The organism is Pseudoalteromonas sp. J2K-J979, from assembly GCF_058169715.2.
Genome location: NZ_CM200281.1, coordinates 2,126,902 through 2,140,439 on the forward strand (window position 1 = coordinate 2,126,902; position 13,538 = coordinate 2,140,439).

Annotated in this window: 14 protein-coding genes and 1 tRNA gene; 10 read left to right on the top strand and 5 right to left on the bottom strand. The window is 42.8% G+C overall.

Annotated features, from left to right (window positions below):
* Positions 1 to 92 precede the first annotated feature (92 nt).
* On the top strand, positions 93 to 734 hold the full coding sequence (locus AC3KVK_RS09770) for a CPBP family intramembrane glutamic endopeptidase (protein ID WP_490312288.1): 642 nt from the start codon (positions 93 to 95) through the stop codon (positions 732 to 734).
* A gap of 31 nt (positions 735 to 765) precedes the next feature.
* On the opposite strand, the gene AC3KVK_RS09775 is transcribed toward AC3KVK_RS09770, so the two are convergent.
* Positions 766 to 2,190, bottom strand: coding sequence for a sodium-dependent transporter (locus AC3KVK_RS09775; RefSeq protein ID WP_490312287.1), 1,425 nt, complete (start codon positions 2,188 to 2,190; stop codon positions 766 to 768).
* Between the two features lie 145 nt (positions 2,191 to 2,335).
* Between AC3KVK_RS09775 and AC3KVK_RS09780 the strand changes: the two genes are divergently transcribed.
* The 6 genes from AC3KVK_RS09780 (at position 2,336) to AC3KVK_RS09805 (ending at position 5,862) form a co-directional block, all read left to right on the top strand.
* Positions 2,336 to 2,635, top strand: a complete 300-nt coding sequence (locus AC3KVK_RS09780; protein ID WP_490312286.1) for a YciI family protein — start codon at positions 2,336 to 2,338, stop codon at positions 2,633 to 2,635.
* 79 nt (positions 2,636 to 2,714) lie between these two features.
* Positions 2,715 to 3,131 (top strand): hypothetical protein, encoded by a 417-nt coding sequence (locus AC3KVK_RS09785; protein ID WP_490312285.1) that lies wholly within the window; start codon positions 2,715 to 2,717, stop codon positions 3,129 to 3,131.
* A 77-nt stretch (positions 3,132 to 3,208) separates the two neighbouring features.
* On the top strand, positions 3,209 to 3,484 hold the full coding sequence (locus AC3KVK_RS09790) for a PepSY domain-containing protein (protein WP_490312284.1): 276 nt from the start codon (positions 3,209 to 3,211) through the stop codon (positions 3,482 to 3,484).
* Positions 3,484 to 4,158 (top strand): response regulator transcription factor, encoded by a 675-nt coding sequence (locus tag AC3KVK_RS09795; RefSeq protein WP_490312283.1) that lies wholly within the window; start codon positions 3,484 to 3,486, stop codon positions 4,156 to 4,158. Before AC3KVK_RS09790 ends, AC3KVK_RS09795 begins: the two co-directional genes overlap by 1 nt.
* Positions 4,152 to 5,486, top strand: a complete 1,335-nt coding sequence (locus AC3KVK_RS09800) for an ATP-binding protein (RefSeq protein ID WP_490312282.1) — start codon at positions 4,152 to 4,154, stop codon at positions 5,484 to 5,486. Before AC3KVK_RS09795 ends, AC3KVK_RS09800 begins: the two co-directional genes overlap by 7 nt.
* Positions 5,458 to 5,862: a hypothetical protein gene (locus AC3KVK_RS09805; protein WP_490312281.1), complete on the top strand. Its 405-nt coding sequence runs from the start codon at positions 5,458 to 5,460 to the stop codon at positions 5,860 to 5,862. The genes AC3KVK_RS09800 and AC3KVK_RS09805 overlap by 29 nt, the downstream gene beginning before the upstream one ends.
* Positions 5,863 to 5,932: 70 nt before the next feature.
* On the opposite strand, the gene AC3KVK_RS09810 is transcribed toward AC3KVK_RS09805, so the two are convergent.
* On the bottom strand, positions 5,933 to 7,033 hold the full coding sequence (locus AC3KVK_RS09810; protein ID WP_490312280.1) for an AI-2E family transporter: 1,101 nt from the start codon (positions 7,031 to 7,033) through the stop codon (positions 5,933 to 5,935).
* Between the two features lie 262 nt (positions 7,034 to 7,295).
* Between AC3KVK_RS09810 and AC3KVK_RS09815 the strand changes: the two genes are divergently transcribed.
* On the top strand, positions 7,296 to 8,189 hold the full coding sequence (locus tag AC3KVK_RS09815) for a TIGR01777 family oxidoreductase (protein WP_490312279.1): 894 nt from the start codon (positions 7,296 to 7,298) through the stop codon (positions 8,187 to 8,189).
* A 91-nt stretch (positions 8,190 to 8,280) separates the two neighbouring features.
* Here the strand turns inward: AC3KVK_RS09815 and AC3KVK_RS09820 are convergent, their stop codons facing one another.
* On the bottom strand, positions 8,281 to 10,782 hold the full coding sequence (locus tag AC3KVK_RS09820; protein WP_490312278.1) for an ABC transporter permease: 2,502 nt from the start codon (positions 10,780 to 10,782) through the stop codon (positions 8,281 to 8,283).
* Entirely contained in the window at positions 10,772 to 11,485 is a 714-nt protein-coding gene (locus tag AC3KVK_RS09825; RefSeq protein WP_490312277.1) for an ABC transporter ATP-binding protein, read from the bottom strand. The genes AC3KVK_RS09820 and AC3KVK_RS09825 overlap by 11 nt, the downstream gene beginning before the upstream one ends.
* On the opposite strand from AC3KVK_RS09825, the gene AC3KVK_RS09830 reads away from it, so the two are divergent.
* Together AC3KVK_RS09830 and AC3KVK_RS09835 are read left to right on the top strand one after the other, a co-directional pair.
* Positions 11,486 to 12,115: an arylesterase gene (locus AC3KVK_RS09830; RefSeq protein ID WP_490312276.1), complete on the top strand. Its 630-nt coding sequence runs from the start codon at positions 11,486 to 11,488 to the stop codon at positions 12,113 to 12,115.
* 80 nt (positions 12,116 to 12,195) lie between these two features.
* Positions 12,196 to 12,272: transfer RNA gene (locus AC3KVK_RS09835), tRNA-Pro, on the top strand.
* A 75-nt stretch (positions 12,273 to 12,347) separates the two neighbouring features.
* Here the strand turns inward: AC3KVK_RS09835 and AC3KVK_RS09840 are convergent.
* Positions 12,348 to 13,391 (bottom strand): serine hydrolase domain-containing protein, encoded by a 1,044-nt coding sequence (locus AC3KVK_RS09840; protein WP_490312275.1) that lies wholly within the window; start codon positions 13,389 to 13,391, stop codon positions 12,348 to 12,350.
* Positions 13,392 to 13,538: the final 147 nt, after the last annotated feature.

The following is a 13,538-nucleotide window of genomic DNA, read 5'->3' on the forward strand; positions in this document are numbered from 1 at the left end:
CACCCACTCACTTGCTAAACTGTATAAAACGTAGCAACACAATATCTCGGCTTGCTACACACTCTTTTGATAGTTTGCGAGTGCCTACCTCAATGAATTACAGCCAATACCGTTGGTTTGAGTTATGTGTCATTTTTATTTTACTGCCGCTTTGTGGCTACTTGGTTAAAGAATATTTGCGTGCTTTACTTATTCCTGTGCTGCTATTACTTACAGCCTGGTGCTTCACCCTACTGCTCAAAGACCCCAAATTTAAACGCTTCCGTTTAACTAATTTTAATCAAATTAGTAGCGCTAAAAAGCGCATACTGACCTTATTCAGTGTCGGTGCAATCTTCAGTTGCGCATTTTACGCCATGCTCAATCAGGAACATTGGTTTGCTTTACCACTGCAGACCCCGATGAACTGGTTACTGCTTCTTGTACTTTACCCACTCGTTTCTGTGCTACCACAAGAGCTCATCTTTCGGACTTATTTTTTTCATCGCTACAAGAAAATTATTCCCGATAAACGTTGGCGGATACTCCTGAGCGCTGTCACATTTAGTTTGGCGCATCTTATCTACGATAATTGGATAGCCGTGGCATTGTCATTTTTGGGCGGACTTATGTTTGCTTATACTTACGCATATACGCGCTCTACGCTGGTGTGTGTGTTGGAGCACAGTGTCTGGGGATTATGGTTGTTTACATTGGGATTAGGGCAATACTTAGATGCAGGGGCAATCGGATAGCGCTTCGGCTTGCCCGAAGCGCATAGACTCGTTAAAAACCCAATAAACTGACGTTAAAGAATTTCGTAGCAACCGTATTAATAAAAATAATCGCTAAAATGACCGGAATAAAAGTCGAGAGTGAAAAGTTAACATATCGCTCCATAAAACTGCCGCGATAACTATCACAGCCTTGACTTAACTCCTTCGATAACTCGCTTTTTTTCCAACGATACATTACAAACAAACACACAAGCAGCCCATTCAGCGGTAAGATTGTATCGTAAAAAACGTCATAGACAATATCAAATAAGCTCTTATTACCGCCTCCATAGCTGGTGAAATTCGTCAACCATTCAACCATACCAAACGACACCGTACATAAAATAGTTAATACGCCCATAGAGACCGACAGCACGCCCAGTGCCTTTTTACGGCTCATGTTTTTTTCTTCGATAAGAGTTGATGTCGGTACTTCAATAATCGAAACCAATGATGTGATCGCAGCAAAAAACACTAATAAGAAAAAGATAAACGCAATGACAGAAGCCCCGACGTAACCTACATCAGCTTGCAATGCGAGTAAGATTTTAGGTAAGTAAACAAAAATCATCGATACCGAAGAGTCGGTTAATTGACTTGGGTCGGTTTCGGGATTGAAACTAAAAATAGCAGGCAAAACCATCAAACCTGCAATAAATGCAACTAACGAGTCCGTGACTGCCACCATTTTCGCCGCGCCGACGATGTCATCTTTTTTCGAAATATACGATGCATAGGTCATTAAAATACCCATTCCCAGCGATAACGAAAAGAACGCTTGCGACAAAGCCCCATTAAGCACACTGGCATCAAGCTTAGAAAAATCAGGCACTACATAGTATTTCACACCGGCCATCGCATTATCGAGTGTCAGCACATAGCCCACCAAACCGATCAATAATACAAACAACGCAGGCATTAATATTTTTGATGCTTTTTCAATCCCTTGCTTTACACCACCGACCAAAATTAAATTAATAATTACGCCTACCAACGCCATGTAAATAAATACGGTGGTCGAATTTATAAACGTGCCGAAACTCTCTGGCTGTGCCAATAAGTCCAAATTACCGAGCCCTGTTTGAACTAAATAACCAAAAATCCACACAGTAATAACCATGTAGAAAACAGCAATCATAAATGGGGTTAAGACGGCTAAAAAACCTGCTTTTCGCCAGCCTTTGCTGTTATTTGATAATTGACGATATGAACCGAGCGGATCTTTTTGAGCATGACGACCCATTGCCATTTCAGCCATCATCACTGGTAAACAAATGAATGCGACAAACAGCGCGTAGGTAACTAAAAATGCGCCCCCACCATTTTTAGTGGCTGAAACAGGAAAGCCCACCAAATTACCAATCCCCACAGCCGATCCAGCTGCAGCTAAAATAAACCCTAAACGAGAACTAAAATGCTCGCGACTTGCACTCATGGAGCGCCCCTTCTTTTTATTATGTTATCTCGCCGATGCTAGCAGTGTTCAAGCCCTTGTTTCAAGCTTTTGTGAAGATTCTTTACATAAGCAAAATAAAACAGAGATAATAAGCCAAAGAAGACACATAGCTTAAGGAAACACCATGTTATACATGATTTGTTCTACCGATATTGAAAACTCTCTACCCCTTCGTAAGCAAGCTCGTCCTGCTCATCTTGCTCGTTTAGAGGCACTCAATGAGCAAGAACGCCTATTTGTCGCAGGGCCTATGCCTGCCATTGATAGTGACGATCCTGCTGAAGCGGGCTTTACAGGATCACTCGTGATCGCAGAATTTGCTTCACTCGAAGAAGCCCGCCAATGGGCCGCTGAAGATCCGTATGTAGCCGCTGGTGTGTACGCTGAATCTGTCGTTAAGCCATTCAAAAAAGTCCTGCCATAAATCGATTTGTAATCGTTCAGTTACAATTCATGGGTGACTCTCTAAGTTAATATTAATTCTTAGCAAAAGAGTCACTATTATGAAAACACGTATTCTAAGCGGTATCCTTACCCTATTGAGTTACCCCGCTTTGGCCAGTCATGACAGCTGGTTTGACGAAGCGAACGTCATCAAGGTTACCCCTGTCTATAAAAAGACTGCTACGCATTACAATCATTCATCGTTTGCCCAGCCGCATTATTTAGCCGAGCTTAAGCACCATCACGTTAAAGTCCGCGTCAAACACAGTGATTATCAGACACGTTCCAGACACCAACCAAAGCATACTTATCGACATGACGAATTAGCCGGTTTTAATGTCACTTATAAATATAAAGGAAATGTATTTCATACGTTTACACTTGAACATCCGGGCCGACGGATCACCGTTAAGCTCAATATCGAGCCAATCAAACACAATCGCCGAATTAAGATGGGGCATCATTACCCCAAATAAGCAAAGTAATTGATAAATAAGCTTGAGTTTAACAAGGTATCTTCTTTAAACTGACGCTATCAATGAGGAGAGTCTTGATGCGAACTACACTTTCAGCACACATTATTTGCTTTGTAATATTACTAAGCCTATTGCCTTTTAATGCGACAGCGTCACCCGAACCACAGGTGAAAGCGGAGAAAATGGGCAAGCGTCAAGCCGTGCTGCTTGTGAAAAAAGAGTATCCAGGCAAAGTATTAAAAGTAAAAGATCAAGACAAGCACTATAAAGTCAGAGTGCTGCAAACCCAAGGTCGAGTCATTGATGTCAAAGTGAATAAAGCGGATGGCAAAGTGAAAAAGGATAAAAGTTAATGCGTATTTTAATTATTGAAGATGATCTTCATTTAGCAGAAAACCTTCGCAGTGCTTTAGAGAAAGAAAAATACAGCGTCGACATCGCAAACGATGGTGAAAGTGGCCTGTTTCATTTAACTGAGTACCCACTTGACTTAGCCGTGATAGATTTAGGTTTACCTAAAATGGATGGTATCGCAGTCATTAAGCAAGCCCGTGCCAACAATACTGAGCTGCCGATTTTAATTCTCACCGCCCGTGACCGCTGGCAAGACAAAGTCGAAGGTCTCGATGCGGGAGCTGACGACTACCTCACTAAGCCATTTCATACTGAAGAACTCATTGCTCGGTGTAATGCGCTCATTCGCCGCAGTGCGGGTCAAGCCAATCCTGAAATGTCTGCAGGTCCTATCAAAGTCAATACTCGCTCACAGCAAGTATGGGTGAACGATCAAGAAATCACTCTTACTGGCTACGAATATCGAGTTCTAGAATATTTGATGGTCAACCCACAAAAAGTGATTTCTAAATCAGAACTGACCGAACATATTTATGATCAAGATTTTGACTTAGACTCGAATGTCATTGAAGTGTTTGTCTTAAGGTTACGTAAAAAAATCGACCCTGAGGGTACCATTGCCCCCATAGAAACACTCCGAGGTCGCGGTTATCGTTTGCGCAGTAATTGGTAATGCCGGTTATTTCATTAAAAATTAGGCAAGGATTCATTCTTGTCTTTTTATTATTGGTTGCTTTGCCGATACTCTTTGTGTCAATCGGTAAGTCCTATTATGCCTCTTTAGTCGACGCGACTGAAAACACCCTTGAGGCCCATTTATATTCTTTAATTGGCGAAGTCGACTTCTCAGAAAATGGCATTGAAATGCCGCAAATTTTGTTAGCCCCAGAGCTCAATAGAATCAACTCAGATACCTTTGCCTATGTATATAAAGACGACCAAAAGCGATGGCAATCAGAATCAAGTATCAACAAAGAGGTTCACCCACTCGTCAGAAATGAATTACTCGGTGAAAAACACTTTGAAAAAATCACCTTGGAAGGACGAGAATATTGGCAACTGAGTTTTTCACTCGTTTATGACACCAGTGACTCATCTCACACGTTTAGTTTCTATTTACTCAAAGATAACAGTGCATTACTTGATGTCATGCAAGGTTTTAGACAAACCTTAATCGAATGGCTCGTTATTATGGGCATCGTTATCACTTTATTGCTCATAGTAGGATTTTATTGGAGCAGCCGACCGCTTCGCTTACTCGACCATGAAATTATGGCAATCGAATCAGGGCAACATACCGAAATCGCAGGCCACTACCCTGTAGAATTGCGCAAAATCCAACAAGACCTCAACTTACTGCTTGAATCTCAACGTCGCCAAAAAGAACAATATCGCAAATCCCTCAGCGATTTAGCCCATGCACTTAAAACACCACTTGCAGTGCTTAAGTCGAGTGAGCAAGCGCTCAGCGCCGAAAACAACGAACAACTTAATCGCATAAACCATATGATCGAGCACCAGCTTAAACGAGCAGCCAGTGGCGCCACCGATACATGGAAAAAACACACGCCCGTTGCCCCGGTTGCACAAGCAATTTTAAATGCCATGAGTAAAGTTTACCGTGACAAAGAGATAAATATTGACCTAGTCTGTTGTGAGAGTGCACAATTTTTAGGGGATAAAACGGATTTAATGGAGATTCTCGGTAACCTTATAGATAACGCATGCAAAGCCTGTGTTAACCAAGTACAGGTTATCATTGATGACACAACAACCCAGCTAACCCTTGCTGTATCTGACGATGGACCAGGCATTCAACCCGCCGATCGAGCCAGTTTAACTGAACGAGGTAAACGACTCGATAGTTATGAAGCCGGACACGGTATTGGCATGGCCATAGTGAACGACTTAGTCAGTGCCTATCAAGGCCAATTAACCATCAGTGACAGCCCATTAGGAGGCGCTTTATTTAATGTTTCATTCCATAAAACGAATTACTAGTAGTGTATGTGCCATTCTCGTGTTATTTGGCTCAGGTTCAGTGTCTGCGTTCGATGATGGTTGCCAAGATGAAAAATCAACTAACCCGCGTTATATTCGCTGCCTCGAAAATAAAATCGCGGCCCAAGAACGCATTGCTGAAACCTATGTGAATAAAATAACTCTCGATTTAGAAAAAAAACAAACTGAAACAGGCAATGTGCAATTGTTAAAAGTATTTAAACGCTCTGAACAAGAATTTGATAAATACCGAGAAGACAGCTGCCGATGGCGCTACTTAAACTTACTGCCAGATACGATTGCAGCCGCCATTACCTATAAACGGTGTGAACTGCAATTACGGCAATTTCATATCGAAGCACTAAAGTTCAAGTAAGACGACTCAGCACAACGTAAAAACGCCCGTTTAAGGATCTAAACGGGCGTATTTTATCCATTATAACTTGTTAAGCTTGGGTTTTTTCTTCTTGATCGGATTGTTCCGATTGCTCAGGGCACAATTGCTCTATGGCAATATCACCTTCATCCCCTGACCCCAACAAAACAGCCAGCCAACGACCATCGTCACTGGCTTCAAGGCCTATTTTAACGATCATTGTCAGCGGAACAGACAACAGCATACCGACGGTGCCTAATAACCAGCCCCAGAAAATTAATGATAAAAACACCACTAAAGTTGATAACCCTAATCCACGACCCATATATTTGGGCTCAATAACATTCCCCATTACCATATTAATCGCCACGTAGCCCACAGCCACCATACTGGCCACTGCAGGACCTTGTAGAATTAACGCTAACAATACAGCAGGGACTGCAGCGATGATTGAACCGATATTTGGAATGTAATTAAACATAAAAGCCAACACACCCCACAGCACAAAATAATCTACATTCAACATCCACAGTAAAAGCCCCGCGCAAAACCCCGTCGCTAAACTCACTAAGGTTTTAATCGCAAGATAAGCGTTGACCGACTCTAAAAAGCGATCTATTTGTTTCATTTTCATATCCGGATCATCAAGCGCCAAATGCACTTTTTTGCTAATCACCGGAGCTTCAAACAACATAAACACCACAGTCAAAATAATCAGGAACAGATTAGCCATCACTCCGCCCACACCAGCAAGCATGTTAGAGGCCATATCAATCACTTTGCCCGGATCAAATAATTCCAATATTTGCTCTTTATTGAGCAAAATATTGTAATTTGCAGCGACATCAACCGCCCAAATAAACTCTTGCTGCAGCTTATCTTTATACTCAGGAATATTCCTCGAAAAATCATTCACTGACTGGCCAACCAACCCAGCTAACGACATACCAAGCAACACTATCAGTAAAATCACTAACACCACCGCTACTCCTTTTGGAATACGGTAGCGGGCAAAAAAATTAATTAGTGGATTACAAATAATTGCCAAAAATAACGATAATAAAAAAGGGACGATCACGACACTGGCCGCTTTTACTCCGGCTAAAACAATCACCGCAGCCGCTAAAATAAGCAAGCGCTTGCTGATCCCTGATAAAATAGGTTGAACCATGATGTTTCCTTGTAAGTCATGCAATTGGCTTATTACTAAGCACACGTTACCCACGGATACTAAGGTAAAAACTACATAAAATAAATCGCTTAGTCATCAATACCCAAGAGTTAGCCTGATCATCTACCCAACGGCCTTCGTATTGTTCAAAATAACGACTAAAAGAGCGCTGCGCTAAAAACAAAACAGGTACACACACTGTTCTGTTAGTGATTGCTTAACTACACTAAAGGAAATGATCTTGCACTCGAATGTGAACAAAATGAATATTCTAATAACAGGCGGAACTGGGCTTATTGGTCGGCAACTTGTTAAGTTTTTAAACAATCATCACCATGTCACGGTATTGAGCCGAAAACTCGATAAAGCTTACAAAGTCAATGGCCATCAAGTGCAAGCAATCACATCCGCCTCGCAAATCAATTTTAACGAAATTGATGCCGTTATAAACTTAGCGGGTGAGCCCATTGCAGATAAACGCTGGAGTGCTAAACAAAAACAAACAATTGAGCAATCACGGTTTACCATTACTCAAGCATTAGTCGATGGCATCAAAGCGGCTACATCACCGCCGCACACCTTTATTTCTGGCAGTGCTATTGGCTATTATGGCCGCCAAACAACCGTGGTTGATGAAAGCCATACCGACCACTTCGATGAATTTAGTCACCAACTATGTCAACAATGGGAGCAAATAGCACTCGGGGCACAAACAGAACAAACACGCGTCTGTTTACTCCGCACGGGTATCGTTTTATGCGATAAAGGCGGTGCATTGCAAAAAATGCTGCCCGCATTTAAATGTGGTTTGGGTGGCCCCATCGCTTCAGGGCGACAAATGATGTCATGGATCCACATTGACGATATCATCAGTGCTATTTTGTTTATCCTTGAAACACCTAAGTTGCAAGGACCTATCAATGCAACGGCCCCTAACCCGGTCAGTAATGCACAATTTAGCCACACCCTCGCAAAAACAATTCACCGTCCAGATTTTTTAACTATGCCAGAGGGGTTACTAAGGCTACTATTTGGTGAAATGGCCGATTTGCTCGTGTATGGCCAAGCTGTAAAGCCCCAAACCCTACTTGATGCGGGCTTTCGTTTTCATCACCAATACTTAAACGAAGCATTACAAAGCCTATTAAACAAATAAGCATTCGACTTTTTACAGGCAAACAGAGTAGCGCAATAAAAAGTTGCGCAATGCGCGCACCTAATGATTTTTAGTTTTATAACAACCAACTTTACGCCAGTGAACGCAACAATCCTTGTGTATTTTGCCTCATAGTACGAGCCACCATACTGTAGCCCACTAACGCGACAAATACGCCTCCCGAGAGCGGCCCAAGCAGCCAAATATACGGATGAAACGTCCCTGCCACCTCAAACACTTGGCGCTGAATCACAAACAGAGCCAAATCACTGACTAAAGACGCCACAAACCCTGCGAACATGCCAAGCAACAAAAACTCATACAAAGTGGCTTGTTTTATTAATCGACCTTTTGCACCCAGGGTACGCAATATGACGATTTCCTGCATACGTTCAGCTAAACTCGCCTGCACTTGAGAAATCAATACCAATGCACCACAGGCGACCACAATCGCAAGAACAAAGCCAATCGCAAGCGATACCTGATCAATAATCGATTGCGCTTGTTCTATGCGCGCTTTGATGTCAACCACACTCACCGTTGGGTACTGTACCAGCAATTGGTTAAACACCTTTTGCTGTGCATCATCGACATGAGTGGCAGTAAAGTAAGTTGCTGGAAACTGCTCCATGGCTTGAGGGTTTAAAATCATAAAGAAGTTAGGCTGTAAACTGGCCCAATCAACTTCTCTAAAACTGGTGACTTTTGCGTTCACTTCACGATTGTTAATCAATAAAGTCAGCGAATCACCTAGTTTCATCTCTAAACGCTCGGCCATCCCTTTTTCTACCGAGACTTGCGGCACCTCACTGTCATCGAACCATTGCCCATCCGTTAAGGTATTGCTATTTGGCATCGTCGCAAGCCACGTTAAATTTAGCTCCCTACCCACTCCGCGCCGCGCCTCCTCATCACGTTCTTCGCCTTCTTGCAAAGACACCTCACGAGCAAACTTTTCATCATTCAGCGCATGAACACGGCCACGAACCACAGGATAAAAGCCATTATCAGCCAGGCCATGCTCAGCAAAATACGCTTGCATAGGGGCCACTTCGGCTTCGTTGATGTTAATCAAAAAAGCATTCGGCGCCCCCTCTGGTAATTGCTGTTGCCAGTCGCTGATCATGTCATTTTTTAACACCACCAAAAACAACATCAGTTTAATCGCCAAAGCAAAGCTGATCAGCTGCACTGCGTTGGCATTGGCACGCTTTTGAATAGTCGCCAGCGCCAATGACCAACTATTTCCCGGACTTAACCCCAAGCGACGGCCTGTACCAAAAATAAGTCGCGATAAGCCAAATAACACCAACACCACAAGCAAACACGAAATAAACAACAACACAGATAATTTTAAATCGGCGCTAAATAACCACATCAGTAAAAATATTGTCAGCGTCGACATCGCTAAATGAATACGACTGACAGCCAGTTGATCACCCAAATTACGGCGCAAGACACGAAGCGGCGGAATATCAAATAAATCTAACAGAGGTTTAATTGCAAACATCACCGCGCAAATCACACCAATAAAAATGGCCATCAACCACGGTTTTGGGCCAGCTTGCGGCAAGACAGTTCCCATTGATTGTGCTAAATAATTCGCGCCAATATTTTGTAAGACAAAACCAACTGCTAAGCCCAAAATAATTGAGGTGAGACAAACTAAGCCCAAATGCAATAAGTAAATTTTGCGAATCATCATGCGTGAGCCACCTAACGTTTTCATCATCGCCACAGGATCATACTGACGTTCACAATAACGTTTAGCCGATACAGCCATCGCAACGGCGGCTAAAATAATGCCTAACAACCCCGCTATGAGTAAAAAGTTACTCGAACGGGCCAGGTTATCACCCAATGGTGATTGGCGGTCTTTAATGCCTTCCCAGCTTTGATTGTCTTTCATTTGCGGTTTTAACCACGCGTAATACTCTTTTAAAGCGGGCTCTTCACCGGCAAATAAAAAGCGATAAAATACACGACTACCCGGCTGAATCACTTTCGTCACTGTAATATCATCGTGGTTAATAATAATGCGCCGATTACCCGATAACGAAAACAACGCACCATCTGGCTCATCCACCAGCACTTTCCCAATTGCAAATTGGCCTGCGCCAAGCTCGATGGTATCGCCTACTTTGACGTTCAAGCTGTAAAAAATAGACTCACTCACCCATATTTCACCCATTGCAGGGCCTGAATCAACTAAATACTCCGAACCTTCTAAGCTATCTTTGAGGGTGACTTTCCCACGAAGTGGATAACCTTGCGTCACCGCTTTGACCGACGCCAACAGCATTTCATCACCCGCAAAAACCATCGTATCAAAGAAAGTTAAACGAGCCGTTTCCAGTCCCTGTTGTTGCGCCTCTATCAGGTATGCTTCATCAAGGGGATGGTTTGAGTCCATCCGGCGATCAGCAGCGATAAACTCGGTCGATTTTTGCTCAATGTTCAGGCCGATGCGATCCGTTACCGATGACAAAGTAAATACGGTCAACACTGCCAGAGCGATTGCAGCGGAAATAATGGTGAGCTCACCACGTTTAAGCTCTCGCAAAAATAATTTAAGTGCTAATTTAGCCCACATTTGCGCGCTCCCCTGCCGTCGACTTTTCGAGCTCGCCACCTTCAATATGCAAAATTTGATGACACTTTTGTGCCAACACTTCGTCATGAGTGACTAAAACCAATGTAGTGCCATTTTGCTCATTCAGCTCAAACAATAAATTCTCAATTAAGTGACCATTTTTAGAATCCAGATTGGCCGAAGGCTCGTCGGCAAACAAAATTTTGGGTTTACCGACAAAGGCGCGAGCAATAGCAACACGTTGTTGCTCACCACCCGAAAGTTGAGAAGGGTAATGCCCGACCCGATGTGCAAGTCCCACTTTTTCGAGCAATTCCATCGCTTGCTGTTTGGCATCTGTTTGCCCAGCAAGCTCAGCTGGGAGCATGACGTTTTCAAGCGCTGTTAAACTTTGAACCAACATAAACGATTGAAAGACAAAGCCTATTTTTTCAGCGCGCAACGCTGCACGGGCCTCTTCATCAAGTTCATTTAATAATGCGCCATCGAGGCTAATTGATCCCTCACTCGCAATATCTAACCCAGCCAATAAGCTCAGCAATGTAGATTTACCCGAACCTGATGCGCCTACAATGGCCACCGAATCTCCTGACTTGACATTAAAGCTAATGTCCTTGAGGATGGTTAACTCACCTTCAAAGGTATTAACCGTTTTCGATAGTCCATTGACCTGTATAACATTAAGTTGAGTAAGCACTGACATATGACTCCTAAAATTATCCATTTCTTTATTTTCGTAATTCTACTTAGCAACCCTGCAATCAGTGTTGCTAAACAAACTGTCTTAATTATTGGTGATAGCTTAAGCGCGGCCTATGGCATGAAACAACACCAAGGCTGGGTTAAATTGTTACAAGATAAATACAAACAATCCCATCCTGAGCTCACATTGGTTAATGCCAGCGTCAGCGGCCAAACATCGGGCAATGCATTGCTGACTCTTGCAGGCCATTTAGAACAAACTCAACCTACTCATGTGCTGATTGAACTCGGTGCAAACGACGGCCTAAGAGGCTTCCCAATTAAGAGTCTGCAACAAGACCTCACCGCCTTGGTCGAGCAAAGCCAAGCATTTGGTGCAACAGTCGCACTGATGGAAATACACATCACGCCCAATTTAGGCCCACGCTACACGCAAATGTTCACTGCAAGCTTTGAAAAAGTTGCCACAGCAACAAACAGCTACCTGATGCCCTTTTTCATGCTTGAAGTCGCAGCCGATACAAGCCTTATGCAAAACGATAATTTGCACCCTAACGTGCAAGCCCAACCAATCATACGAGATTTTATGGCCAAAGAGATCAATAAATGGCTAGAAAAGACAACAAACTAACCAATATGCTCAGTTTGTGTGCAAACAGTTTGAAGTGTATTGATTTTATAAAATAAATGCGTACTATTGGCTTCTGTTGTCGGCATATAGCGCAGCTTGGTAGCGCACTTCGCTGGGGGTGAAGGGGTCGCAGGTTCGAATCCTGCTATGCCGACCACTCAATTCCCCTCTTCTATCCTAATTCAGTAATATTTTTCGTTTACTTAAATCTCTTCTTTATTTTTCTATCCCACTACTTTTTAGACTGACGCACAAGAATTGTATAAATCCGATTATGGATAATTTGCGATAAATTCCAGTCATAGCCATCAAGGTTAGTAGTATTAATGACCTGTACCACAACAGTATCGATATCTTTGTAATAGCTGGCTTGGCTCTGAAAACCCGGTAGTAACCCGCCGTGATCATACACATAGAGTGAACGGTAAAGTGCTTGTTCGCCCTCTTTAAACACACTGCCATCGTTGAGCGCGCGCAAAAATATACCTACGTCAGCCACTGTAGCTAGCATTGAACCATAATCATTGCCTTTAATGTCTTCTTTGTAACCAACATAATAGCCGCCCATCACATCTTTTAAATCAACCTCACGCAGTGAACCAAACGTATTATGCAAGCCCAAAGGCTGTAAAATATGGCGTTTTATATACTGTTGTGAGGTTAAACCTGTGGTGCGGCGGATCAACTCTGACAACAGTAAATAATTTGTATTGGAGTACTCATAGCCCTGATCAGGTTTAAAACTGGCAGGTAAATCTAGGGCAAGATCTAATTTGTCTTGGTAAGTGTATGCGGGGTTGCCCCAGTAATTAGGGTAATTTGTATAATTGGGGATCCCACTGCGATGTTGGACTATATTTTTAAGAGAAATTTGCTCTGCATGTTCAATTCTGCCGATTAATTCAGGAAAATAATCGCCAAGGGTGTGAGTCAACGAAATCTGTTTTTTATGCACTAACTGAGTAATCGCAACCGCATGGTAGAGTTTTCCAATACTCGCTATTTTGAATAATGCATTGGCATCAGCAGGTAGGCTCTGCGCCCTATCCCGAACACCCGCGGTATAGAACATCGCGGGCTTACCTTTTTGTTCTACATACACAACGATGCCATCAAAGCCATGTGCTATCGCTTGATCAGATTGCGCTTGCACAGTCGCAGGTAAAGGTAACAACCATGCCCAAACTAAGATCCAAGGTACAAAAAATAACGAGACCAAAGTCGACACGCCCAATATTATTCTGACCCAATTACGCACACGTTTATTTTTTATCATCTGTGTATTTTCATTTGTTCTTTGTCAGTGGCCAAACAAAGCCGCCGTGAAATCGCGCTCTGTTTGAAGCCGAATAGATAACCCCACCATACTGAATTTTGTTTGTTTATTCTATCTTAGGAAGTTCGAATACTCACTAAGCTAGCC

What these genes read in the sequence shown, in the direction of transcription:
- AC3KVK_RS09770 (WP_490312288.1), top strand. Translation starts at nt 93, where the DNA reads ATGAATTACAGCCAATACCGTTGGTTTGAGTTATGTGTCATTTTTATT.
- AC3KVK_RS09775 (WP_490312287.1), bottom strand. Translation starts at nt 2,190, where the DNA reads ATGAGTGCAAGTCGCGAGCATTTTAGTTCTCGTTTAGGGTTTATTTTA.
- AC3KVK_RS09780 (WP_490312286.1), top strand. Translation starts at nt 2,336, where the DNA reads ATGTTATACATGATTTGTTCTACCGATATTGAAAACTCTCTACCCCTT.
- AC3KVK_RS09785 (WP_490312285.1), top strand. Translation starts at nt 2,715, where the DNA reads ATGAAAACACGTATTCTAAGCGGTATCCTTACCCTATTGAGTTACCCC.
- AC3KVK_RS09790 (WP_490312284.1), top strand. Translation starts at nt 3,209, where the DNA reads ATGCGAACTACACTTTCAGCACACATTATTTGCTTTGTAATATTACTA.
- AC3KVK_RS09795 (WP_490312283.1), top strand. Translation starts at nt 3,484, where the DNA reads ATGCGTATTTTAATTATTGAAGATGATCTTCATTTAGCAGAAAACCTT.
- AC3KVK_RS09805 (WP_490312281.1), top strand. Translation starts at nt 5,458, where the DNA reads ATGTTTCATTCCATAAAACGAATTACTAGTAGTGTATGTGCCATTCTC.
- AC3KVK_RS09810 (WP_490312280.1), bottom strand. Translation starts at nt 7,033, where the DNA reads ATGGTTCAACCTATTTTATCAGGGATCAGCAAGCGCTTGCTTATTTTA.
- AC3KVK_RS09815 (WP_490312279.1), top strand. Translation starts at nt 7,296, where the DNA reads ATGAATATTCTAATAACAGGCGGAACTGGGCTTATTGGTCGGCAACTT.
- AC3KVK_RS09820 (WP_490312278.1), bottom strand. Translation starts at nt 10,782, where the DNA reads ATGTGGGCTAAATTAGCACTTAAATTATTTTTGCGAGAGCTTAAACGT.
- AC3KVK_RS09825 (WP_490312277.1), bottom strand. Translation starts at nt 11,485, where the DNA reads ATGTCAGTGCTTACTCAACTTAATGTTATACAGGTCAATGGACTATCG.
- AC3KVK_RS09830 (WP_490312276.1), top strand. Translation starts at nt 11,486, where the DNA reads ATGACTCCTAAAATTATCCATTTCTTTATTTTCGTAATTCTACTTAGC.
- AC3KVK_RS09840 (WP_490312275.1), bottom strand. Translation starts at nt 13,391, where the DNA reads ATGATAAAAAATAAACGTGTGCGTAATTGGGTCAGAATAATATTGGGC.